This window comes from Bacillus sp. CR71 (assembly GCF_003429245.1).
In the GTDB taxonomy this organism is placed as follows: Bacteria; Bacillota; Bacilli; order Bacillales; family Bacillaceae_G; genus Bacillus_A; species Bacillus_A thuringiensis_S.
Window position 1 is genome coordinate 4,821,888 of record NZ_CP031748.1, and the last position, 21,439, is coordinate 4,843,326.

Consider the following 21,439-nt stretch of genomic DNA (forward strand, 5'->3'; position numbering starts at 1 on the left):
TGTTTTACTTTTTATTGTTCCATATTGATGAGAGAGTTATACATAACCGAAACTGCTATTGATTCCAAATAAACATTAGTATTCGATTTATAACAATAACAATAGCCAGTCCGCTTGCTAGCATATGATGCTTCAAATGATATAATGCTGCAACACCTACTCCAAATACGATAATTTCTAATAATACATGTAATATACCTTTTACTTCCCATTCTGCATGTGGAGCTCCAAATAACCCCCAAATGGCAGCAACAACAATCGGAATAATAATAGCAAGTGTAATTTTTATAGCTGTTGTTGTTCCTACTCGAAACCCCCAGTATCCAACAATCCCAAGAATACATAACTCTAGCATAAAACGTAAAGCTATATTAAATTCTTGAAGCATACTACACCTTCTTTTCCTTTTATTCCCCTTCAAATTAATCGTATGATAAATGAACAAAACATACAACAATGTATAAAAAAGAGAGGATTATATAACCCTCTCTTTTTTATCAACACTATTTACTTTCTACAATTAAGGTCACCGGACCATCATTGATTAAAGAAACGTCCATCATTGCTCCGAATTTCCCTGTTTCTACATGCAATCCTTGTTTGCGAACTTCTTCATTAAAGAAATCGTATAAACGCTCTGCATAGTCAGGTTTCGCAGCATCCATAAAGTTTGGACGTCTCCCCTTGCGACAATCTCCGTATAATGTGAATTGCGAAATAGATAGAACTTGTCCTTCTACATCAAGTATAGAATGATTCATCTTTCCGCTCTCATCTTCAAAAATACGTAAGTTTGAAATTTTTTCCGCAATGTAAGTTGCATCTTTTTCTGTATCTTCGTGCGTAATGCCAACTAGTAATGTTAAACCGAACGGAATTTGTCCTACGATCTCACCGTCTACCGTGACAGACGCTTTCTTTGATCGTTGTAAAACAACTCTCATCTTTCTACACTCCCTATTAATGCATCATGCGTCGTACTGCATAAATTTCCGGAACACGTTTAATGCGTTCTACTACTTTTTTCAAATGTTGTAAGTTACGAATTGAGATTGACATATTAATTGTCGCCATCTTATTACGGTCACTTCTACCAGAAACAGCTGAAATGTACGTTTTCGTCTCTGTAACAGCTTGCAGTACTTCATTTAATAAACCACGGCGATCGTAACCTGAAATTTCAATATCAACGTTATACTCAATTTCTTTTTCAGGGCTACCTTCCCACTCTACTTCTAATAATCTTTCTACAGCTTCTTCTGTATGAACATTTACACAATCACGGCGGTGAATCGATACGCCTCGGCCTTTTGTAATATATCCAACGATATCATCGCCCGGAACTGGGTTACAGCATTTCGATAAACGGATTAATAAATTATCAGCACCGCTTACTTTTACACCAGAATCCCATTTTCGAATTTTCATCGGTTTACGAACTTCTTTAACTTCAACAATCTCTTCTTCTTCGCGTTGTTTGCGGAACTTGTCCGTTAGTCGCGTAACAATTTGCGAAGCTGTAATTCCGCTATATCCAACTGCTGCAAACATATCTTCTTCATTTGCAAAGTTAAATTTCTCAGCGACGCGTTTTAAGTTATCAGGCGCTAATACTTCTTTCATCTCATACTCTAGACCACGTACTTCCTTTTCAACAAGTTCACGGCCTTTTTCAATATTTTCGTCTCTACGTTGTTTCTTAAAGAATTGACGAATTTTATTTTTTGCATGAGATGTTTGAGCAAGTTTTACCCAGTCTTGACTTGGGCCATAGGAATGTTTCGACGTTAAAATTTCAATGATGTCGCCTGTTTTTAATTTATAATCCAGCGTCACCATTTTACCGTTTACTTTTGCACCAATTGTTTTATTCCCAATTTCCGAATGGACACGATACGCGAAATCAATCGGAACCGATCCAAGTGGTAATTCCATTACATCGCCTTTCGGTGTAAAGACGAATACCATGTCAGAGAATAAATCAATTTTTAATGACTCCATAAATTCTTCTGCATTAGAAGCTTCATTTTGCCATTCTAATATTTGACGGAACCATGTGAGTTTCTTCTCTAATGTACCTGTTGTTTCTGCTGTTTTTCCTTCTTTATACGCCCAGTGTGCCGCAATCCCGAATTCTGCAATTTCGTGCATTTCTTTCGTACGAATTTGCACTTCAAGTGGGTCACCTTTCGGTCCAATTACGGTCGTATGAAGAGATTGATATAGATTTGCTTTTGGCATTGCAATATAATCTTTAAAACGACCTGGCATCGGCTTCCAGCACGTATGAATAATTCCAAGCACCGCATAACAATCTTTAATACTATTTACAACAACACGTACAGCTAATAAATCGTAAATTTCATTGAACTGCTTATTTTGCAGTGCCATTTTACGATAGATACTGTAAATATGTTTCGGTCTTCCAGAAATCTCAGGTTGAATTGCAACTTCTTTTAATTTCTCACGAATACCAGTCATTACTTCGTCTAAATATTCTTCACGTTCTGCACGTTTACGCTTCATTAAATTTACAATACGATAATATTGCTGTGGATTTAAATAGCGAAGTGACGTATCCTCTAGCTCCCATTTAATAGTACTAATTCCGAGTCTATGTGCTAAAGGTGCAAAGATTTCTAACGTTTCATTCGCTATGCGACGCTGCTTCTCTTGAGGCAAATGTTTCAATGTACGCATGTTATGAAGACGATCAGCTAGTTTAATTAAAATAACTCTAATATCTTGAGCCATTGCAATAAACATTTTGCGATGGTTTTCTGCTTGTTGTTGTTCGTGAGATTTATATTTGATTTTCCCAAGCTTTGTAACACCATCAACAAGCATAGCAATTTCTTTGTTAAATTCCCGTTCAATATCTTCTAACGTAATCTCTGTATCTTCCACTACATCATGTAAGAAACCTGCTGATACCGTAGCTGGATCCATGTGTAAATCAACTAAAATACCTGCAACTTGAATCGGATGAATAATATACGGTTCACCCGATTTTCTATATTGTTCGCTATGCGCATCACGTGCATATTCATAGGCACGTGCCACTAGCTCAATATCTTCATCCGCTAAATATTGACTTGCTTTCTCGAGTACCTGTTCAGCTGTTAGTACCTGCTCATTTGCCATCGAATCACCTTTTATTGAAAATTGACTTTATCTTTATTTAATAGAATAAATTATATTCTATCATTATAACCCAATGATTGTGAATTGTGAAAAGGAAAAGATTTTACTGACATTTCACCATGATTTTTTGTTCAATTATACAAAAGTACCCGCTCCTCTCCAAGAGATTCACGGGTACTTTTTATCACCGTAGTTTTACCTATATAGTGATTAGTATTTTTCTAATACTAATACATCGTAACCATCTAACATTTTACGACCATCTAAGTAAGTAAGCTCTACTAAGAATGCAATTCCTGCTACAACTCCGCCTAGCTCTTCAACTAACTTAATTGTCGCTTCGATTGTTCCACCTGTAGCTAATAGATCATCTGTAATTAATACGCGTTGACCTGGCTTAATTGCATCTTTATGGATTGTTAAAACATCTTTACCATATTCTTTACCGTAGTCAACTGTAATTACTTCACGTGGTAATTTCCCTAATTTACGAACTGGTGCAAATCCTACTTCTAACGCATAAGAAACTGGGCAACCGATAATGAAACCACGAGCTTCTGGTCCTACTACAACATCGATATCTCTTTCTTTTGCGTACTCAACGATTGCATCTGTTGCTGCTTTGTATGCTTTACCGTCATTCATTAAAGGTGTAATGTCTTTGAACACAATACCTTCTTTCGGATAATCCGGTACAATTGCGATATGTTGCTTGAAATCCATATTTCTGAATCCTCCTCAGATCTAAAAGGTTTGTAAATACAAATCCTTTACCCTAACTGTTCTACTTCTTTATGATTACGAATCGTTTCAAACCATGTATATAGTTGCTGATATGTGCTATAAACCAATTCTTTTTCTAATTGTAAGTGGTTCATTTTCTCACGATATGTGTTCGATTCAATTAAATCACGCTTTTGTTTTTTGTCTGCCATAAAAATGACGCCATCTTTTATTGTAACAAATTCTAACTCAAAAAACACCTGTGTCATGAAATTTACTGTATCTTTTGACCAACCTTTATGACGACATAGTTGTTCTCCATATTGTCTTAAAGAAAATGGTGTTTTTTGGCTTAAGAAAGAATAGTACCATTTAAAGTGTTCTCTCGTAGGAACTGTACTAAATAGATGGTTATTTTCTTGATAAAACAGCGTATAAATTCGCGCTGGGAATCCTACTTTAAATAACTCACGTAATTCATCTGTTCCGTTTGGCAAATCGAGTAACACGATGTATTGATCATCTAAATGCGTTACTTCTGACGCATGCATAAGCTTTTCTTTATAGTCCTCTAAAGAAAATTTATTCAATACCTCTTCAGAAAAATACACCATTGTTATTTTTTCTTTCGGAAGTTCTGCTAAATTTGCTTCTGCATTACGCATACTACGCCAATCAAATAGTTGCCACGCCTCTACAGCAATATCTTGTACCATTAATTGCGGCTTCTTAAAATTATTCCATTCATTGATAGATGCTTCTCCTATTACAGATACTTTTGCAACTGGAGAGATTTCTTTCGCATATGCACCGAAACCGAATCCAATTGTATCCAGTGTTGCTTGTCCATCACGAAGAGCCATTTTTAAATGAGAGCCATCTGATCCGATTGCGCGAATACTTTCTAACTCTGCATCTTTCACTGCAATACGTGGTTTCGGATTTCCAACACCAAATGGTGCTAACTTCTGCATATCTTCAATTGCCGCTAGCGTTACATCCTCCACTTTACAAAAAACATCAACTGCTGTAATTGGAATAAAATCTTCTTCTGTTAAAATTGCATCTGCCTGTTCATTTAAGCGACGGCGTAATTCATCTACATCATTCATATGTAGCGTCATCCCAGCTGCCATCGGATGCCCTCCGAAGTGTGGCAATAACTCTCTACAATCTGATAAATTTGCAAACAAATCAAATCCTGCAATACTACGCGCTGAGCCTTTTGCTGTTTCTTTTATAGGATCAATGCATAATACAATAGTCGGACGATAAAAACGTTCAACTAATTTAGAAGCGACAATCCCAATTACACCTGGATTCCAACCTTCTTTTGCAAGTACTAATACTTTGTTTTCTTCTGGCGGAAAGTTATTTTCAACTTCAGCGATAGCCTCTTCGGTAATTTGCTTTACAATATCTTTTCGCAGTTTGTTCAGCTCATCAATTTCTTCGGCCAACTCTTTCGCTTCCTCAGGATCATCTGATAATAAAAGGTGTACAGCCGGCGTTGCATCTTCTAAACGCCCGACCGCATTAATACGCGGTGCAATTGAGAAGCCAATACTCTCTTCTGTAATTTCACTTTGCGAAACGTTAGCAACTTTAAACAATGCCTTCAAACCAATATTTTTCGTCATACGCATATGTTTTAAACCGCGTTTCACTAGCAACCTATTTTCACCATGAAGTGAAACTAAATCGGCTACTGTACCGATTACTGCAATCTCTAATAAATGTTCTGGTACACGGCCTAATAGTGCATGCGCAACTTTAAACGCAACACCTACACCAGCTAAATAGTGAAACGGATATAGGCCACCTTCTAATTTCGGATGTATAATCGCAAGTGCTTCTGGCAATTCTGGCGGTGGCTCATGGTGATCTGTAATAATTAGATCTATTCCAAGCTCCTTTGCTACATTCGCTTCATGTACTGCTGCGATGCCAGTGTCAACAGTAATAATCAGTGAGAACCCTGCGCTATGCGCCCAACGAAACGCTTCTTCGTTCGGTCCATACCCTTCTGTAAAACGATTTGGAATGTAAAATTCTACTTCTGCACCTAATTCTTGAAGAGCAAGATATAAAACCGTCGTACTACTTACTCCGTCCGCATCGTAATCACCAAATATTAATATTTGCTCTCCATTTTGAATCGCCTTATTTACACGTTCTACCGTTCTATCCATTCCTTCTAATAAAAATGGATCATGAAATTCTTGATTTTCTGTATTTAAAAAATCTAAAATCTTATCTTCTGTATCTAGTCCTCTACCGAGGAATAATGAAACGACAAGTGGCGATAACTGTAATTTACTTGCTAATTCACTCACTCGCTCGTCATTATATTCTTTTTCTTTCCAACGCGTCTTCGGTTGTAACACGAAATCACCCCTTAACCTGTTTATTATACAAGACAGATTAAGGGGTGACAATATAATGCAAACTACGATGCAATATCTATATACAAAAATGTTAATGATGTTTAATTTGGAGAATACGGATTTATATGCACGAATACATTTTGTACATTCTCTTGTTTCATAAGTATTTCTTTCACATGTTTTCCAATGCGGTGTCCTTCTTCTACAGTAATGTATGGATCTACAGACACTTTAATATCGACAATAACATAATGACCATGCTCCCGTGCATATAAAGAACCAATTTTTTTCACACCATCTACTTGAAGAACTGCTTCTCTAAGCGGAATAACATCCTCCTCATGAAGAACATGGTCAAGCGTTGCATGAATTGCTTCCGCTCCAATGCTCCATGCCATTTTTACAACAAGAAGTGAAACAGCTAATCCTGCAATCGGATCAGCGTATACAAGCCAGTCTATACCAAGCTTACCACCGATTATAGCTGCACAAATACCGATTAAAGCTGCAATTGAAGAAAATACATCCGAACGGTGCTCATATGCATTTGCAATAATTGCATCACTATTTACCCTCTTCCCTAATCGGAATTTATATTGGAACATTCCTTCTTTCACGATAATCGAAAGAACAACAGCAAAAATCGTAATTCCTTTCGGTGGTTCTAGTTCCTGCGAAAAAGCTTTTATAGACGAAATCGCTATCTCGAGTCCCACAATAAATAATAATACCGCAACAATAATCGCTGAAATCGATTCCGCTTTACCATGACCATACGGATGATCTTCATCAGGTGGCTGCTTTGCCGCTCGCAATCCAAAAAGTACAGCTAGCGAACCAATTACATCTGATGCAGAATGCACCGCATCTGCTAACAGTGCTTTACTGTTCCCAATATAACCAATTACCGCCTTTACAATTGCTAATATAATATTACCAACGATCCCGACAATAGCACCAAACTCGGCCTGTTTAAAACGTTCATCTTTTTCCATAATTAAAATCCCTTCTTTTCTTAACCTATCTTTTTATTTTAACAAAAACAGCGATAACACCACCACTTTCTTCCATCTTCTTCCCATCAAAAAGTTGCTATCTTATTGTATCCACAAACGAAAAAAGAGATGCCTCATAAAGAGACATCATCTTTTCTATACTTGCGGTTCAGATTCTACTTTCTCAACCTTCTTCTTGTTTTTACCTCTTTTCAAACGACGGTTTTCAAGCATTAACCAAATTTGAGAGGCAACGAAAACAGAAGAGTACGTACCTACAATTAATCCAACAAGCAACGCAAACGAGAAGTTACGTAGTGACTCACTACCGAAGATAAGCAGTGCAATTACTGGGAGTAACACTGTTAATACGGTGTTAATCGAACGACCAAGCGTTTGGCGAATACTTGCATTTACGATTTCTTCTAGGTCTTTTATATCGCGCACTCGTTTTTTCTGTTTGTATAATTCACGGTTTCTATCAAATGTAACAATCGAGTCATTAATAGAATAACCGATGATTGTTAGTACTGCAGCGATAAACGTTAAGTCTACCTCCAATTGGAAAATACTAAACATAACAACCATAACGAATGCGTCATGTAGTAACGCAAGCACTGCAGATAACGCATACGTAAATCGGAATCGAATACTTACGTATAAAATGATAACTGCAGAAGCAATTAGTACAGCGATAAATGCATTTCGTGCAATCTCTTTACCGATTGTCGGTGAAACTGTACTTATGTTTGGATCCGTACCATATTTATCATGGAAGAATGTTTTTGTTTTCGCAATTTCATCTTTTGATAAAACACCTAATGTACGAACTGCGAAACCTTTATTGTCATCCCCAGTCGGTACAATATTTTCTTCCTTCACATCAATGTTCAACTCTTTAAAATCTTTATGAACATCAGCCACAGTAACTGCTTGTTTTGATTGCAAGTCAATACGTGTACCACTTGCAAAGTCAATACCAAGATTCAATTTGAAAATTGGTAAGATAATTGCACCCGCAATCACAACTACAATCGAGAAGATAAGGAATTTATGACCGATATTTACAAAGTTAATACGATCAAATCTCGTTGGCGGATGTACTACACCTTTTGTTAATGGAATAATATCCTTTTGTTTCACACCAAAATATCCTGGTTTTTTATCAAAGTAACGGCTCTTTACAAGTAAACCTAGTAAGAAACGAGTACCGAATACGTTCGTAATAAAACCAACTAAAATACTTACGATTAAACTTGTTGCGAATCCTTTTACAGAGCTATTACCATAAACGAATAACACACCAGCTGCTGCAAGAGTCGTAACGTTTGCATCTAGAATTGTTGCTAATGAACGATGGTTACCAGCACGAAATGCCGACATCATGGACTTACCAATTTTCAGCTCTTCTTTCAATCTCTCGTACGTAATAATATTCGCATCAACTGCGATACCTACCCCGAGCACTAACGCCGCAATACCTGGCAACGTAAGAACTGCATGCATCCAGTTAAAGACAAGTAATGTAACGAAAATGTATAGACCTAACATAATAACCGCTACAAGTCCTGGTAAACGGTAGAATACAAGCATAAATAAGAAAATAAGAGCGATACCAATCGCACTAGCGAAAATCGTTTGCTCTAACGCTTGTTGACCAAATTTCGCTCCAACAGATGTTGAATACATTTCTTTTAAATCAACAGGAAGTGCACCTGCATTTAATAAAGATGAAAGTTGTTTCGCACTTTCAACTGTGAAGTTTCCACCTACGATAGATACTTCAGCTTGGTTAAATACTTGGCTTACTGTTGCCGCTGATAAGAACTTCGGATTCGGTTTTGCAGATTCTGCTTTATACGAATCTTTTCCTTCTTCAAAGTCCAGCCAAATTACCATTAAATTCGTTGGTGGTGGCATTTTAGAAATTTTTTCAGTTACTGCACGGAATTTTTCAGCGCTTTTCAGTGTAAGACCTACGCTCGCACGGCCTTGCTCATCAAATGTTTGCTTCGCTCCGCCGCCTTTTAAATCCGTTCCATCCATAAGAAGGTTATCATCCACATCACGGAATGTTAATTTCGCTTGTGTTGATAACATTTCACGTGCTTTTTGCTGATCTTGTACACCAGCAAGCTGTACACGAATTCGATCTTGCCCTTCGATTTGAATGTTCGGCTCACTTACACCGAGAACATTGACACGATTTTCAAGAGCACCTACTGTACTTACAAGTACGTCTCGATCGATTTTATCACCTTTTTTGGCTGGTTTTACTTCATACAGAATTTCAAAACCACCGCGAAGGTCTAGTCCTAGACTAATTCCTTTTGCTATGTCTTTTCCCGCCGCACCAATTACTCCACCGATTAATAAGACGATGAGGAAAAAGGCGGCAATTCTCGTACCACGCTTTGCCATATGTACCCTCTTTCTGCTACTAACACTTTAAATAAATCTCTTACGATTCACTTTTATACGTGTGCATACGCCTAGTTAGTAGACTTCCTTTCTATAATTTTTGCTAGTTCATCACTAGCTGTATAGGTAAGCTTTTACACTACCTAGACTTTCATCGTTTATTTTCCTCTTCACTACCTCCTTTATATATAATCTTAGACATAATTATTTCCTCTTTATCAATACATATCATTATACTGCAAAAGGAAGAACAAACCAATTGCAGTCGGTTATTTATTTTCGTACTCATCAAATGACCAAAGTGGCGCTTGGTACGCTTCAACAGTTAAATATGTCATATACTCATTAGCACTTACTCTTAATACATCATTTACCAATTCATATAATCTAACATCACTGTCTATCTTTTTCCACTTTTTCACTTTGAGAAACTTCCAAATATCATCATCTGTCACTCGGTCGTAACCGAACATGTGAAACTCTTCTACTTTACTTTCTAAAACGACTTGTAACTGTCCGCGGTATGATTCTACCAAAGCCTCTTTATCTAACATCTATAACATCTCCTTCTTATTTCAGCACGAAAAAGTCGCTTTAATCCCGCTCTAATGGACAGCAATAACTACTTTCAAGAGCGCTATCATAGTTCACTCTCTTAAATGCTTGTCATTCTTGTCTCGTACGTGCATATAAATTATTGTAAATCATTCCATTGATTTTGAGAAGGTAGGAGAAGAACATGACGAGACAAAGCTTTTTAAAAGGCGCATTTATTTTAATGATAGCCGGATTTATTACAAAAATACTCGGTTTCATCAATCGTATAGTAATGGCACGTATTTTAGGTGAAGAAGGCGTTGGTCTTTATATGATGGCCGTTCCTACATTCATTTTAGCAATTACATTAACACAAATCGGTCTTCCTGTCGCAATCGCAAAATTTGTAGCAGAAGCGGAAGCTGTGAACGATAAACAAAGAGTTAAAAAAATATTAACTGTATCACTAGCTGTTACATCCGTTATTAGTATCATATTAACAATCGGAATTATGTTCCTCACACCTATTTTAGCAAAAACATTATTAACCGACGAAAGAACGTACTATCCATTAATAGCCATTTTGCCCGTCGTTCCTGTTATTGCCATTTCTTCTGTTTTGCGCGGTTACTTTCAAGGGAAACAAAATATGAAACCTAGCGCTTATGCACAAGTTCTAGAACAAGTTGTCCGCATTACCATTATCGCTATATGCATTCAATTATTTTTACCTTACGGCGTAGAATATGCTGCAGCCGGTGCTATGTTATCAGCTGTTCTCGGTGAAGTTGCATCCTTATTATTTTTACTCACGTTATTTCAGCGCGAAAAACATTTATCAATACGCTCTGGATTTTTCACTACTGTAAAGGAGAGCAAAGGAACATTTTATTCCCTTATGGATATAGCTCTTCCCACTACAGGAAGTCGTTTAATCGGCTCCGTTTCATATTTTTTTGAACCTATTGTCGTTATGCAAAGCTTAGCAATCGCTGGTGTCGCTGCTTCTGTTGCAACCCAGCAATACGGCATGTTAAACGGTTATGCATTCCCGCTCCTATCACTACCCGCCTTTATTACATACGCTCTTTCTACAGCGCTCGTCCCTTCTATTAGTGAAGCGATGGCAAAAAGACAACATAAATTAGTGGAGCACCGCTTACAACAAGCACTTCGAATTTCATTAATTACCGGGGGATGGTCTGTCGTTATATTATATGTATTCGCTTCTCCTGTTTTAACTCTTATGTACGGATCAGACAGCGCAACAGCATTCATTCAACTTCTTGCACCTTGCTTTTTATTTCATTATTTCCAAAGTCCACTGACCTCTGTTTTGCAAGCTTTAAACTTAGCAAGAGCTGCAATGATGAATACATTTATTGGCGCCACCGTGAAATTAATTGTTATTTTTGTACTAGCCTCAAGGCCAGAATTTCAAATGATGGGAGTTGCTCTCGCTATCGCTGCAAATATTGTAACAGTAACATTTCTTCACTACGCTACTGTTTTAAAAAAGATTACATTTACCATTTACGCAAAAGACTATATTTTCGGCGGACTTGCCATCGGTATCGCAGGCGCCTTCGGTTTTTATATTCATAAATATATTATTTTCTCTCATTCCCTCGGCATACAAACATTATGGGAAATCACTTTAACAACAATTGTTTATATCGTACTTCTCTTCACCTTCAAACTCATTCGAAAAGAAGAGTTAAGTCGTCTCCCTATCATTCGTAAACTTTCATTTTTGAAATAAGTTGAAACTTTAATCAGTGGGGTAATCTCCACTGATTATTAGTTAAACTAATCATTCTTACTCTTTCAAAGAATAAATCTCTAATTTTCTTTTACATCAACAAAAAATTTTCCGTTTTGAAAACTACAGTATAAAATTTGTGTCACATCGTTATAACCTAAGTTTTTTAATTTCTCAATAAGCCATTCATCTGTATGTTCAATCATTTGTAAATGACTAGATTGAATTTCTCCATCAATAATAAGAGGAAGAGTAAACTGCAATACATCCTGTTTATTTTTTTGTTTTTGAAAGACAGATAACTTCCCAGACGGTTCCAAAATAGCATATTCTACATCCCGAATATCTCCAACTCCTTGCTCCCTTAATTGCATCATTAAATCATCTATATTATAACGTTGCTTTCTCATCTTCTTTTCATCAATCTTCCCCGCGTTTACAAGAATAGCCGGCTCACCTTCTATTAAATGCCGAAAGCGTTGATACTTTAGGGAAATGACTGACAAAATAATTTGGATGCACATAAGAAAAGTCATCGGAATTAATTGATGCCAAAGTGATTTATCGGTATTTTCAATTGCTACTACAGCCATTTCTCCAAGCATAATAAATACGACTAAATCTAATACACTTAGCTCTCCTATCTCACGTTTACCCATAAGACGAAAAATAATTAAGATGATGGTATACAAAAGCATTGTCCGTCCAATTATTGATATCCATTCCATTTCTACATCTCCTTTTTTACGTATAGACTCCCCTATAAAAAAGAAACTAGTCTAACTTAGACAAAAGGAAAATATGCTTGTATTAAAAAGGGGGAATGTATAAATGGATGGAACGAAAAAATTATCCACTGCAATCGGATTCGGTATTACTACACTATTAATTCTCGCATCTCTTACTAGCATGATTATGGCTCTTTTATTAAAGTTTACGAATATAAACGAAGGGACATTAGCCGTTACTATTTTTATACTCGCTCTTTTATCTATGCTTATGTCTGGTTTTATTGCTGGCAACAAAGCACAGGGGAAAGGGTGGCTGGTAGGTCTCACAACAGGTCTCACGTTCACTATACTCGTTTTTCTAGTTAACTATTTAGGCTTTTCTCAAACTTTATCGAACTCACAATTACTTTATCAATTAGCATTAATGGGGGCGAGTACACTCGGTGGTATTTTCGGTGTAAATATGTCAAAGCAAAGTAACTAAAAAAGGCCCTGCACATTTCATGCAGGGCCTTCCACATTAGTTTTTCACAACTTCACGAATCGCATTGCGATCGAAAGTTAAGTGTGAACCACCAGATTTAATAACAATTTTCGTGTCATCTACTGATTCGATTGTACCGTGTAAGCCACCAATTGTTATGATAGCATCACCTTTTGCTAATTCGTTTTGCATTTGAGCAACTGCTTTTTGACGCTTTTGTTGCGGGCGAATTAATAAGAAATAGAAAATCGCAAACATCGCAACAATCATAACGATATTCATCATACCTGCATTCATCTTTTGTTCCTCCTTTTAAATTATGTATTAGAAGTTTTTAGCATTCGGTTTATTAAAGCCATACTGTTCAAAGAATTCTTCGCGGAAATCGCCAAGACGGTCTTCACGAATAGCTTGTCTCACCTGCTCCATTAAGTTTAACAGAAAATGAAGGTTGTGATAAGACGTTAAACGAATTCCGAACGTTTCATCACATTTCATTAAGTGACGAATGTACGCACGAGAGTAATTTTTACATGTATAGCAATCACAATTTGGATCAAGCGGACCGAAGTCTCTTGCAAATTTCGCATTTTTTACAACTAGACGACCTTCACTTGTCATACATGTACCATTTCGAGCGATACGAGTTGGAAGTACGCAGTCAAACATATCAATACCACGAATTGCACCATCGATTAATGAGTCAGGAGAACCTACTCCCATTAAGTAACGTGGCTTATTATCTGGAAGAAGTGGTGTTGTAAACTCAAGTACACGGTTCATAATATCTTTCGGCTCACCTACAGATAAACCACCTACAGCGTAACCAGGGAAGTCCATTGAAACAAGGTCTTTTGCACTTTGACGACGAAGCTCTTCGTACTCCCCGCCCTGTACAATACCGAATAAACCTTGATCTTGTGGACGTTCATGCGCTTTTAAGCAACGTTCTGCCCAACGGCTTGTACGTTCTACAGACTTCTTCATATATTCAAAAGTAGCTGGGAATGGTGGACACTCATCAAATGCCATCATAATATCTGAACCTAATGCATTTTGAATTTCCATCGCTTTTTCTGGTGATAAGAATAATTTATCTCCATTTAAGTGGTTACGGAAGTGAACGCCTTCCTCTTCAATACGACGGAAGTCACTTAAACTGAATACTTGGAAACCACCAGAGTCTGTTAAGATTGCACGATCCCAGTTCATAAATTTATGCAAGCCGCCTGCTTCACGAATAATTTCATGACCTGGACGTAGCCATAAATGATACGTATTACTTAAAATAATGCCAGAATCCATTGCTTTTAATTCTTCTGGTGACATTGTCTTAACTGTCGCAAGTGTACCAACTGGCATAAATGTTGGTGTATCAAATGAACCGTGCGGTGTATGCACACGACCTAAACGGGCACCCGTTTGTTTACATGTCTTAATAAATTCATAACGAATTGCTGTCATAACTTACTCCTTTTATTTGTTTCTCATTTTAGCGTGAGATGCAACGAACATTGCATCACCGAAGCTAAAGAAACGATATTTTTCTTTTACTGCTTCATTGTAAGCATGAAGTACATTATCTCTATTTGCAAATGCACTTACAAGCATGATTAATGTTGATTTCGGCAAGTGGAAGTTTGTAATTAAACCATCAATTGCTTTAAATTCATATCCCGGATACATGAAAATATCTGTCCATCCAGAAGCGGCGCAAAGCTTACCGTTATGATCTGTTGCAATTGTTTCTAACGTACGAGTTGATGTCGTACCTACAGTAATAATACGTCCACCATTCTCTTTTACACGATTTAATAATGCCGCTGTCTCTTCAGACATATGGTAATATTCTGCGTGCATATGGTGTTCTTCAATCGTATCTGCAGAAACTGGTCTAAATGTTCCAAGTCCTACGTGAAGTGTAATGAATGCTAACTGAACGCCTTTTTGCTTTAACTTCTCAAGTAACTCTTCTGTAAAGTGAAGTCCCGCAGTCGGCGCTGCTGCTGAACCAATTTCTTTCGCATATACTGTTTGATAGCGATCGCGATCTTCTAGCGTCTCTTTAATATATGGAGGAAGTGGCATTTCCCCAAGTTCATCTAAAATTTCATAGAAGATGCCGTCATATGAAAATTCAAGCTGACGTCCACCTTGATCTGCAGTTCCTGTGCAAGTTGCTTTTAATTTTCCTTCGCCAAAAGAGATAACAGTTCCTTCTTTTACACGTTTCGCTGGCTTTACAAGCGTTTCCCACTTATCGCCCTCTTCTTGTTTTAAAAGAAGTACTTCAATGTGTGCGCCTGTATCTTCTTTCACACCATGCAAACGAGCAGGCATAACTTTCGTTTCATTTAAAACTAAACAATCCCCCTCATGTAAGTAGGAAAGAATGTCCGTAAAATGTTTATGCTCAATATCACCTGTTTCACGGTCTAACACCATTAATCTTGATGTTTCACGATCTTCTAACGGGACTTGTGCAATAAGTTCTTCTGGTAAATGAAAATCAAACAGATTTATATCCATAGCTATATCCACCTATTTCTTATTTGAATCGATTTATTATATACATAATAAAAGATAATACAATACTTAACACAATACATGTAATGATAGGAAAATAAAAGGTAACGTTTCCTTTTTTAACAAAAATATCGCCTGGAAGCCTTCCAATGAACTTCCAAGCTAATCCAACAACAATGAGTAAGATCCCCGCTGTAATAAGCAGCTTTGGCATCTCCGTCATACTTTTGGTATCTCCATTCCGAAATGTTCATACGCAAGCGGCGTTACAATTCGGCCCCTTGGCGTTCGTTGTAAAAAGCCAATTTGTAATAAATACGGCTCATACACATCTTCAATCGTATGAGATTCTTCTCCAATTGTTGCTGAAACCGTTTCTAATCCAACTGGACCACCACGGAATTTCTCAATAATACCAAGCAGTAATTTATGATCAATATGATCTAAACCTAATTTATCTACTTGCAGTAGCTCTAATGCCATTTGTGTAATTTCCATCGTAACCGTTCCGTTACCACGAACTTGCGCGAAATCACGTACACGTCTTAAAAGACGATTTGCAATACGAGGTGTACCACGAGCACGCCTTGCAATTTCTAGTGCAGCTAACGAATCAATTTCAACTTCGAATACTTCTGCTGTACGTTCAACAATCGCAGAAAGCTGATCTACTGTGTAATACTCTAACCTTGAAAGTACACCGAATCGGTCACGAAGCGGCGCTGATAATGCTCCGGCGCGTGTCGTTGCTCCAACTAATGTAAATGGCGGTAAATCTAGGCGTACAGAACGTGCTGAAGGCCCTTTTCCAATTACGATATCAAGGCAAAAGTCTTCCATTGCAGGATACAATACTTCTTCAATTGATCTATGCAAACGATGAATTTCATCAATAAATAATACATCTCCTGGCTGAAGCGCTGTTAATACAGCAGCTAAATCTCCTGGTCTTTCAATTGCCGGACCTGAAGTTGTTCTAACATTAACGCCCATTTCATTAGCAATAATATTCGCAAGCGTCGTTTTACCAAGACCTGGTGGTCCATATAAAAGCACATGATCTAACGTTTCTTCACGCATTTTCGCCGCTTCAATAAATACTTCTAAATTATGTTTCGCTTTATCTTGGCCAATATACTGACGGAGCGTCTGTGGCCGTAATGAATATTCTAAATCCGAATCTTCATATGCAGATTCCCCTGAAAGGAGACGTTCGTCCATTATACTCACCTCTTACCATTTAGTAAAAGACTAAGTGCCTTTTTAATATACTGATCCGTCGTTAATGATTCTTTTAATAACTCTGGTACAACGCGAGAAACTTCGCGTTCTGCGTATCCAAGTGCGCGCAGAGCTTCCAGTGCCTCATCAAGCTCAGCTGATGTACCTTTCTTCTCATCAAAACGTTCTGTGTCTGAGAATAAATCAACAAATGCATCTGGTACGACATCTGCTAGTTTTCCTTTTAAATCTAAAATCATTTGGCGTGCTGTTTTCTTTCCGACGCCTGGGAATTTCACTAAAAACTTCTCATCTTCATGCTCAATCGCTTGAACGACCTGTCCTGTTTGACCAGAAGCTAAAATTGCAAGAGCGCCTTTTGGCCCAATGCCAGACACGCCTAACAACTTTGTAAATAATAAACGCTCTTCACGTGTTTTAAACCCGTAAAGTGCCATAATATCTTCTCTCACATAATGATATGTATAGACACGGATTTCTTGCTTACTTCTTTGAAATACATACGGATTCGGTGTGAAAATTTGATAACCAATTCCATTATGATCAATTACGACATATTCCGGCCCTACATACTCCACGTAACCTGTAACATATTCAAACAAAATACGATCTCTCCCTCTTAAATCATGTATTCCATTTTAACATATTTAATGATAGAAAAGCGAGACTGCCCCAACAAATGTTCTCCACTTGAAACTTCTGTTATTTTCCATTGACAGAAAGGTTAAAGCACCTTAATATACAGAGGTCGATAATGATTATCAATACTAATTAAAGGGGTTACATCAGGATGAAACGTAAGCTATTTATTTTATTTACTATTATGCTTGTTGTTCTTTCTATCGTTGGCTGCTCTTCTCAAAAAGAAGAATCGAAAGCAAAAGAACAACCGAAAACAAAAGTTGTAAAACATGCTAAAGGTGAAGCAACAATTCCAGTAAATCCAAAGAGAATTGTTGACTTATCTGGATCAACAGAAGAACTATTACTTCTTGGACACAAACCTGTTGGTACAGCAAATACATATAAAGATAAAATCCAAAATCACTTAACAGATAAGTTAGATGGAGTAAAAGCAGTAGGTTGGTACTGGGCACCTAAAGTTGATTTAGAAGCTGTTACTGCTTTAAAACCAGACTTAATTATTTTAAACAACCGTCAATTAAAAATTTATGATCAACTAGAAAAGGTTGCACCTACAGTTGTTCTAGAAACAAACTTAGAAGACTGGCGTGGTAAATTTAAAGAAGTAGGTAAGCTATTTGGCGAAGAGAAGAAAGCAGACAAATGGATTGCAGACTACGATAAGAAAGCAGACTCTTTATCTAAAAAAATTAAAGAGAAAACAAAAGATGAGAACTTTATGTTCGTTGCAGTTACACCACAAAACTTCCGCGTATACGGCAGCTTCGGATACGGTGACATCATCTTTAATGACTTAAAACTTCCAGCAACAAAAGGTACAGATTTAAAACAAACAATGGCGCAAGTATCGCTAGAAGGTCTTGTTGCATTCCAACCTGATCAAATGTTTATTGTAAACTTTGGCGGCGAAGCTGATAAAGTTTACGAAGACTACAAAAACAGTGCCGTTTGGAAAGACAATAAAGCTGTGAAAAACAATCATGTATATGAAGTATCAAACGAAATCTTCAATACGAAAGCATTCAATCCAATCGGAAAAGATATGCTAATCGATGAAATCGCAAAAGAAATTTTAGCTAAGAATAAGTAAGAAAAAGCAGCTCACCATGAGCTGCTTTTTTTCTTATTTTGCACTGCGTATTGCTTCATTTTTTCAATCGTTCTCACAAAACCTTCTTTTGATTTAATCCGAATACCACGCTTCAATTTCGCACGCTCATAACTCTCAAGCTTTTTCATATCAATTTGGAAGAAGGAGTGAATCGCATTATCACTTTTCGGTACACCTTTGAAAATTTGTAATATCCCTTCCTCTGACACGCCAAAATAACCGCTCGTTTTCAATAACGGAGAAATATCATCAACTTTCTTTTGCAATACAATTTGTACATCATCACGATCAACGAGCTGCCATTCTTTATACTGCTGTAAAAACTTTTCTAAATCCACCACTTTTTCTGTAAGTATTTCCTCACTTACTTCTCCATCAACATACATACGCTCTAATAAAATTGTAACTTCGGGTTCTTTTTCCGTTACTTCTGGTACTGGCCCTTCCGCCTTCACATTCGTTTCATAAACGAAACAAAACATCATAACGAAAGCTTGCACCGCAATCAGTATCCATTTCATTTCCGTTCACCTCTTCTAGGCAAAATCAAACTTTCATTAGTAGTTTTTCCGGAAATGGGGGTTTTATCCATATTACATTTCTTTCGAAAAAATAAAAAATGCAGATAGGCATTTACCTCATCTGCATGTATCATTTACTTTTATATAAAATGAAAGACGCCTGCAAAGCAGGCGTCTTGATGCGTTTACGGCGAGAGACCAGGCGACCACATTCGCGTGTTTAGCACTTAAGCATATCTCTCGTCTTACGTAAATTAGCTCATCGCTTTGTTAATATAACATTAATAAAGTATAAGTGCAACATGTTTATAAAAATATCTTATTTCCTCTTTCATCCAAATTATTTTATGTAAATTATAAATTGATAATTGTAATATATATTACAATAGATATAAAAGCGAAATCATAATAAGTAGGGGATGAATATTGTGAAAAAATAAAGGATGAACGTCTCATTCTTCAAACGTTAAAAAACATACGTATGGCCTTTCTTTTTCAATACGTTGGGGTAGTTGAGATTTTAGGCTATATCGGATTCACTGAAGGAATTGATCAAATTACGAAATCTCCATTATGGCTATTATTTATGCTTACGAGTATTTTACTTGCTTATTTACAGTTAAGTGTTTCAATCGATGTAGAAGAAGGCGAAAAGGAAATAAAATTAACCCCTTATTACAAGCTTGTTTTACGCTCTCTTCTTATTGGAATTATTATTACTATTATTTATCTCATTTTCATTCCTGAAAGACCTCTATTTAAAGCTATTCTAACAGGTAGTGTTTTCCTCATATGCTTTTTAGTTTCTTACTCCGTTAGTTATTTTATTAAAAAACGTCGTTTACAAGACAACGATGAATGAAGAGGAAGGGCTATCCCTTCCTCTTTTGTTTTGCTATCGCATAGTACCAGTTAAACCGTAACGAATGTCTCGGAACATATTTCCTATATCACGATTAAAATCGTTTGTAACTGTACCGTTACGTAGGCGTGTGCTCATTGCATCGACACGAGTAAACATATCATTTCTTACAGAAACATAGACATTTCTGTTTCCAACTTCATTTACAACAGCTTGACGAATTTCGTTCGCCATCGCCGTTTCATTTGTCACTGTATTACGCGGTTTTACCGCAATCGCCACATCGTTTCCATATACAACTGTAGACACACGGTCCACGTTATTCATACGTTTCACACGATTTGTAATTTTTTCTGCTGTTTTACCATCATTGTTAATGTATGAATTGTTCATTGTAATATTACGTGTTGGATGTGGATTAGCAATTTGACCGTTGTAATTTACATCTCGGTAATAATTGTTATATCCTGTATCGTTACGACCATTTCTATATGTTACATAATCTGTATAGCGATCATTACGCGTTACATTATCACGATACTGGTGTGTATCATTATAAGATGTACGCTCGTAATTGTAGTTACGTCCATCCATTGCATTGTTATCTTTTGGTGTACCACATGCAGCTAATGCACTGGTAACTAACAAAGAAGCAGCAATCACTTTTACTTTCGTATTCAATACAAAAACCCCCTCTGTTAGAATGAGCTTCTCTTCTGAAAAGCTCCCTCTTATGATGAGTAACAGAGAGGGTTTTTACACTGTTAATATTTCACTGGGAATTTTCTAGCACTTCATAAAAACCCTTCATTTCCTTAATTAACACGCATGCAAAAAAGGCGGAAATACTCCCGCCTTTTTAAACTTCTTCTTCGGCCTCTTCTTCTGAAATGGGCTCTCCAAATACATTTGGTGGATCTGGTTGATAATACATCGTTCCTGGCTGTGGTGCATATGCAGATTGAGTTGGTTGATAATATAAAGGATTCGCATATTGCGGACCGCCTGGTTGTGGACTATATAGTCTACTTTCTCCTCCGCATCCACAATCTTCCTCACCCTGCACAAGCGGCGGCATATTATTATCCATTGGCATCATATTCGTGTTTGGCATAGACGTATATTGCGGTCCAAACGGCGCCCCTTGCTGATATGGCATTTGATATGGATTTGGTTGTTGATAATATGGATTCGGCGGCATCATAGGCTGTTGATACGGCATTTGATATGGCATCATATTCGGCATTTGATTGTTATCCATGATTGGCATCATATTCGGCATTTGATTATTATCCATAATTGGCATCATATTCGGCATTTGATTATTATCCATAATTGGCATCATATT

General features: G+C 37.0%; 21 protein-coding genes and 1 pseudogene. 4 read left to right on the top strand and 18 right to left on the bottom strand.

All coding sequences use genetic code 11. The features are described from left to right. Positions 1 to 55: 55 nt before the first annotated feature. From DOS87_RS24265 to DOS87_RS24300, 8 genes are all read right to left on the bottom strand, one after another. Entirely contained in the window at positions 56 to 388 is a 333-nt protein-coding gene (locus DOS87_RS24265; protein WP_000938750.1) for a YrdB family protein, read from the bottom strand. Between the two features lie 115 nt (positions 389 to 503). Further along, positions 504 to 944 carry a D-tyrosyl-tRNA(Tyr) deacylase gene (locus DOS87_RS24270; RefSeq protein WP_001266968.1) on the bottom strand — a complete coding sequence of 147 codons (441 nt, stop codon included), beginning with the start codon at positions 942 to 944 and terminating at the stop codon, positions 504 to 506. 16 nt (positions 945 to 960) lie between these two features. Beyond that, positions 961 to 3,144 carry a GTP diphosphokinase gene (gene relA, locus DOS87_RS24275; protein ID WP_001262795.1) on the bottom strand — a complete coding sequence of 728 codons (2,184 nt, stop codon included), beginning with the start codon at positions 3,142 to 3,144 and terminating at the stop codon, positions 961 to 963. 210 nt (positions 3,145 to 3,354) lie between these two features. Then, positions 3,355 to 3,867: an adenine phosphoribosyltransferase gene (locus tag DOS87_RS24280; RefSeq protein ID WP_000346215.1), complete on the bottom strand. Its 513-nt coding sequence runs from the start codon at positions 3,865 to 3,867 to the stop codon at positions 3,355 to 3,357. A gap of 47 nt (positions 3,868 to 3,914) precedes the next feature. Beyond that, positions 3,915 to 6,254 (bottom strand): single-stranded-DNA-specific exonuclease RecJ, encoded by a 2,340-nt coding sequence (recJ, locus tag DOS87_RS24285; RefSeq protein WP_000941232.1) that lies wholly within the window; start codon positions 6,252 to 6,254, stop codon positions 3,915 to 3,917. A 101-nt stretch (positions 6,255 to 6,355) separates the two neighbouring features. Then, on the bottom strand, positions 6,356 to 7,249 hold the full coding sequence (locus DOS87_RS24290; protein WP_000409738.1) for a cation diffusion facilitator family transporter: 894 nt from the start codon (positions 7,247 to 7,249) through the stop codon (positions 6,356 to 6,358). Between the two features lie 156 nt (positions 7,250 to 7,405). Beyond that, positions 7,406 to 9,670, bottom strand: a complete 2,265-nt coding sequence (gene secDF / locus DOS87_RS24295; RefSeq protein WP_098578074.1) for a protein translocase subunit SecDF — start codon at positions 9,668 to 9,670, stop codon at positions 7,406 to 7,408. A gap of 269 nt (positions 9,671 to 9,939) precedes the next feature. Next, a complete protein-coding gene (locus DOS87_RS24300) occupies positions 9,940 to 10,224 on the bottom strand; it encodes a post-transcriptional regulator (RefSeq protein ID WP_000884549.1) in 285 nt (94 codons plus the stop codon). A 185-nt stretch (positions 10,225 to 10,409) separates the two neighbouring features. Here DOS87_RS24300 and spoVB point away from each other — a divergent pair, with 185 nt between their 5' ends. Further along, positions 10,410 to 11,969, top strand: coding sequence for a stage V sporulation protein B (gene spoVB, locus DOS87_RS24305; protein ID WP_000198293.1), 1,560 nt, complete (start codon positions 10,410 to 10,412; stop codon positions 11,967 to 11,969). A gap of 80 nt (positions 11,970 to 12,049) precedes the next feature. On the opposite strand, the gene DOS87_RS24310 is transcribed toward spoVB, so the two are convergent. Further along, the gene (locus DOS87_RS24310) at positions 12,050 to 12,697 is read right to left on the bottom strand and encodes a DUF421 domain-containing protein (RefSeq protein ID WP_000454822.1); all 648 of its coding nucleotides are present in this window, start codon (positions 12,695 to 12,697) and stop codon (positions 12,050 to 12,052) included. Between the two features lie 103 nt (positions 12,698 to 12,800). Between DOS87_RS24310 and DOS87_RS24315 the strand changes: the two genes are divergently transcribed. After that, positions 12,801 to 13,184, top strand: a complete 384-nt coding sequence (locus tag DOS87_RS24315; protein WP_000349145.1) for a TIGR04086 family membrane protein — start codon at positions 12,801 to 12,803, stop codon at positions 13,182 to 13,184. Positions 13,185 to 13,220: 36 nt separating this feature from the next. Here DOS87_RS24315 and yajC read toward each other — a convergent pair whose 3' ends face one another. The 6 genes from yajC to ruvA are packed head-to-tail and all read right to left on the bottom strand — an operon-like array spanning position 13,221 to position 17,554. Then, positions 13,221 to 13,481 carry a preprotein translocase subunit YajC gene (gene yajC / locus DOS87_RS24320; RefSeq protein ID WP_000991113.1) on the bottom strand — a complete coding sequence of 87 codons (261 nt, stop codon included), beginning with the start codon at positions 13,479 to 13,481 and terminating at the stop codon, positions 13,221 to 13,223. Positions 13,482 to 13,508: 27 nt separating this feature from the next. Beyond that, positions 13,509 to 14,648, bottom strand: a complete 1,140-nt coding sequence (tgt, locus tag DOS87_RS24325; RefSeq protein WP_000125365.1) for a tRNA guanosine(34) transglycosylase Tgt — start codon at positions 14,646 to 14,648, stop codon at positions 13,509 to 13,511. Between the two features lie 12 nt (positions 14,649 to 14,660). Then, positions 14,661 to 15,713 (bottom strand): tRNA preQ1(34) S-adenosylmethionine ribosyltransferase-isomerase QueA, encoded by a 1,053-nt coding sequence (queA, locus tag DOS87_RS24330; protein WP_000354016.1) that lies wholly within the window; start codon positions 15,711 to 15,713, stop codon positions 14,661 to 14,663. Positions 15,714 to 15,732: 19 nt separating this feature from the next. Then, positions 15,733 to 15,933: a DUF2905 domain-containing protein gene (locus DOS87_RS24335; protein ID WP_000138162.1), complete on the bottom strand. Its 201-nt coding sequence runs from the start codon at positions 15,931 to 15,933 to the stop codon at positions 15,733 to 15,735. After that, the gene (gene ruvB / locus DOS87_RS24340; RefSeq protein ID WP_000344464.1) at positions 15,930 to 16,931 is read right to left on the bottom strand and encodes a Holliday junction branch migration DNA helicase RuvB; all 1,002 of its coding nucleotides are present in this window, start codon (positions 16,929 to 16,931) and stop codon (positions 15,930 to 15,932) included. The genes DOS87_RS24335 and ruvB overlap by 4 nt, the downstream gene beginning before the upstream one ends. A 5-nt stretch (positions 16,932 to 16,936) precedes the next feature. Next, positions 16,937 to 17,554, bottom strand: coding sequence for a Holliday junction DNA helicase RuvA (gene ruvA / locus DOS87_RS24345; protein WP_000464512.1), 618 nt, complete (start codon positions 17,552 to 17,554; stop codon positions 16,937 to 16,939). A gap of 188 nt (positions 17,555 to 17,742) precedes the next feature. On the opposite strand from ruvA, the gene DOS87_RS24350 reads away from it, so the two are divergent. After that, complete coding sequence (locus DOS87_RS24350) at positions 17,743 to 18,687, top strand: iron-hydroxamate ABC transporter substrate-binding protein (RefSeq protein ID WP_000823610.1); 945 nt, start codon at positions 17,743 to 17,745, stop codon at positions 18,685 to 18,687. 11 nt (positions 18,688 to 18,698) lie between these two features. Here the strand turns inward: DOS87_RS24350 and DOS87_RS24355 are convergent, their stop codons facing one another. Beyond that, positions 18,699 to 19,229 (bottom strand): BofC C-terminal domain-containing protein, encoded by a 531-nt coding sequence (locus tag DOS87_RS24355; RefSeq protein WP_098578073.1) that lies wholly within the window; start codon positions 19,227 to 19,229, stop codon positions 18,699 to 18,701. A 481-nt stretch (positions 19,230 to 19,710) separates the two neighbouring features. Between DOS87_RS24355 and DOS87_RS24360 the strand changes: the two genes are divergently transcribed. After that, positions 19,711 to 20,091: a branched-chain amino acid ABC transporter substrate-binding protein gene (locus DOS87_RS24360; protein ID WP_142330519.1), complete on the top strand. Its 381-nt coding sequence runs from the start codon at positions 19,711 to 19,713 to the stop codon at positions 20,089 to 20,091. 33 nt (positions 20,092 to 20,124) lie between these two features. On the opposite strand, the gene DOS87_RS24365 is transcribed toward DOS87_RS24360, so the two are convergent. Together DOS87_RS24365 and exsA are read right to left on the bottom strand one after the other, a co-directional pair. After that, on the bottom strand, positions 20,125 to 20,772 hold the full coding sequence (locus tag DOS87_RS24365; protein ID WP_001093530.1) for a YhcN/YlaJ family sporulation lipoprotein: 648 nt from the start codon (positions 20,770 to 20,772) through the stop codon (positions 20,125 to 20,127). Between the two features lie 178 nt (positions 20,773 to 20,950). Continuing rightward, positions 20,951 to 21,439, bottom strand: a pseudogene (gene exsA / locus DOS87_RS30375) (spore coat assembly protein ExsA); the annotation flags it as partial.

Bases quoted from the DNA above. Each gene is read 5' to 3' on its own strand.
- queA (WP_000354016.1), bottom strand. From the start codon at position 15,713: ATGGATATAAATCTGTTTGATTTTCATTTACCAGAAGAACTTATTGCA.
- DOS87_RS24290 (WP_000409738.1), bottom strand. From the start codon at position 7,249: ATGGAAAAAGATGAACGTTTTAAACAGGCCGAGTTTGGTGCTATTGTC.
- DOS87_RS24300 (WP_000884549.1), bottom strand. From the start codon at position 10,224: ATGTTAGATAAAGAGGCTTTGGTAGAATCATACCGCGGACAGTTACAA.
- DOS87_RS24280 (WP_000346215.1), bottom strand. From the start codon at position 3,867: ATGGATTTCAAGCAACATATCGCAATTGTACCGGATTATCCGAAAGAA.
- DOS87_RS24315 (WP_000349145.1), top strand. From the start codon at position 12,801: ATGGATGGAACGAAAAAATTATCCACTGCAATCGGATTCGGTATTACT.
- spoVB (WP_000198293.1), top strand. From the start codon at position 10,410: ATGACGAGACAAAGCTTTTTAAAAGGCGCATTTATTTTAATGATAGCC.
- DOS87_RS24270 (WP_001266968.1), bottom strand. From the start codon at position 944: ATGAGAGTTGTTTTACAACGATCAAAGAAAGCGTCTGTCACGGTAGAC.
- DOS87_RS24360 (WP_142330519.1), top strand. From the start codon at position 19,711: ATGGCCTTTCTTTTTCAATACGTTGGGGTAGTTGAGATTTTAGGCTAT.
- secDF (WP_098578074.1), bottom strand. From the start codon at position 9,670: ATGGCAAAGCGTGGTACGAGAATTGCCGCCTTTTTCCTCATCGTCTTA.
- relA (WP_001262795.1), bottom strand. From the start codon at position 3,144: ATGGCAAATGAGCAGGTACTAACAGCTGAACAGGTACTCGAGAAAGCA.
- DOS87_RS24355 (WP_098578073.1), bottom strand. From the start codon at position 19,229: ATGAAATGGATACTGATTGCGGTGCAAGCTTTCGTTATGATGTTTTGT.
- ruvB (WP_000344464.1), bottom strand. From the start codon at position 16,931: ATGGACGAACGTCTCCTTTCAGGGGAATCTGCATATGAAGATTCGGAT.
- yajC (WP_000991113.1), bottom strand. From the start codon at position 13,481: ATGAATGCAGGTATGATGAATATCGTTATGATTGTTGCGATGTTTGCG.
- DOS87_RS24310 (WP_000454822.1), bottom strand. From the start codon at position 12,697: ATGGAATGGATATCAATAATTGGACGGACAATGCTTTTGTATACCATC.
- DOS87_RS24335 (WP_000138162.1), bottom strand. From the start codon at position 15,933: ATGACGGAGATGCCAAAGCTGCTTATTACAGCGGGGATCTTACTCATT.
- DOS87_RS24350 (WP_000823610.1), top strand. From the start codon at position 17,743: ATGAAACGTAAGCTATTTATTTTATTTACTATTATGCTTGTTGTTCTT.
- DOS87_RS24265 (WP_000938750.1), bottom strand. From the start codon at position 388: ATGCTTCAAGAATTTAATATAGCTTTACGTTTTATGCTAGAGTTATGT.
- tgt (WP_000125365.1), bottom strand. From the start codon at position 14,648: ATGACAGCAATTCGTTATGAATTTATTAAGACATGTAAACAAACGGGT.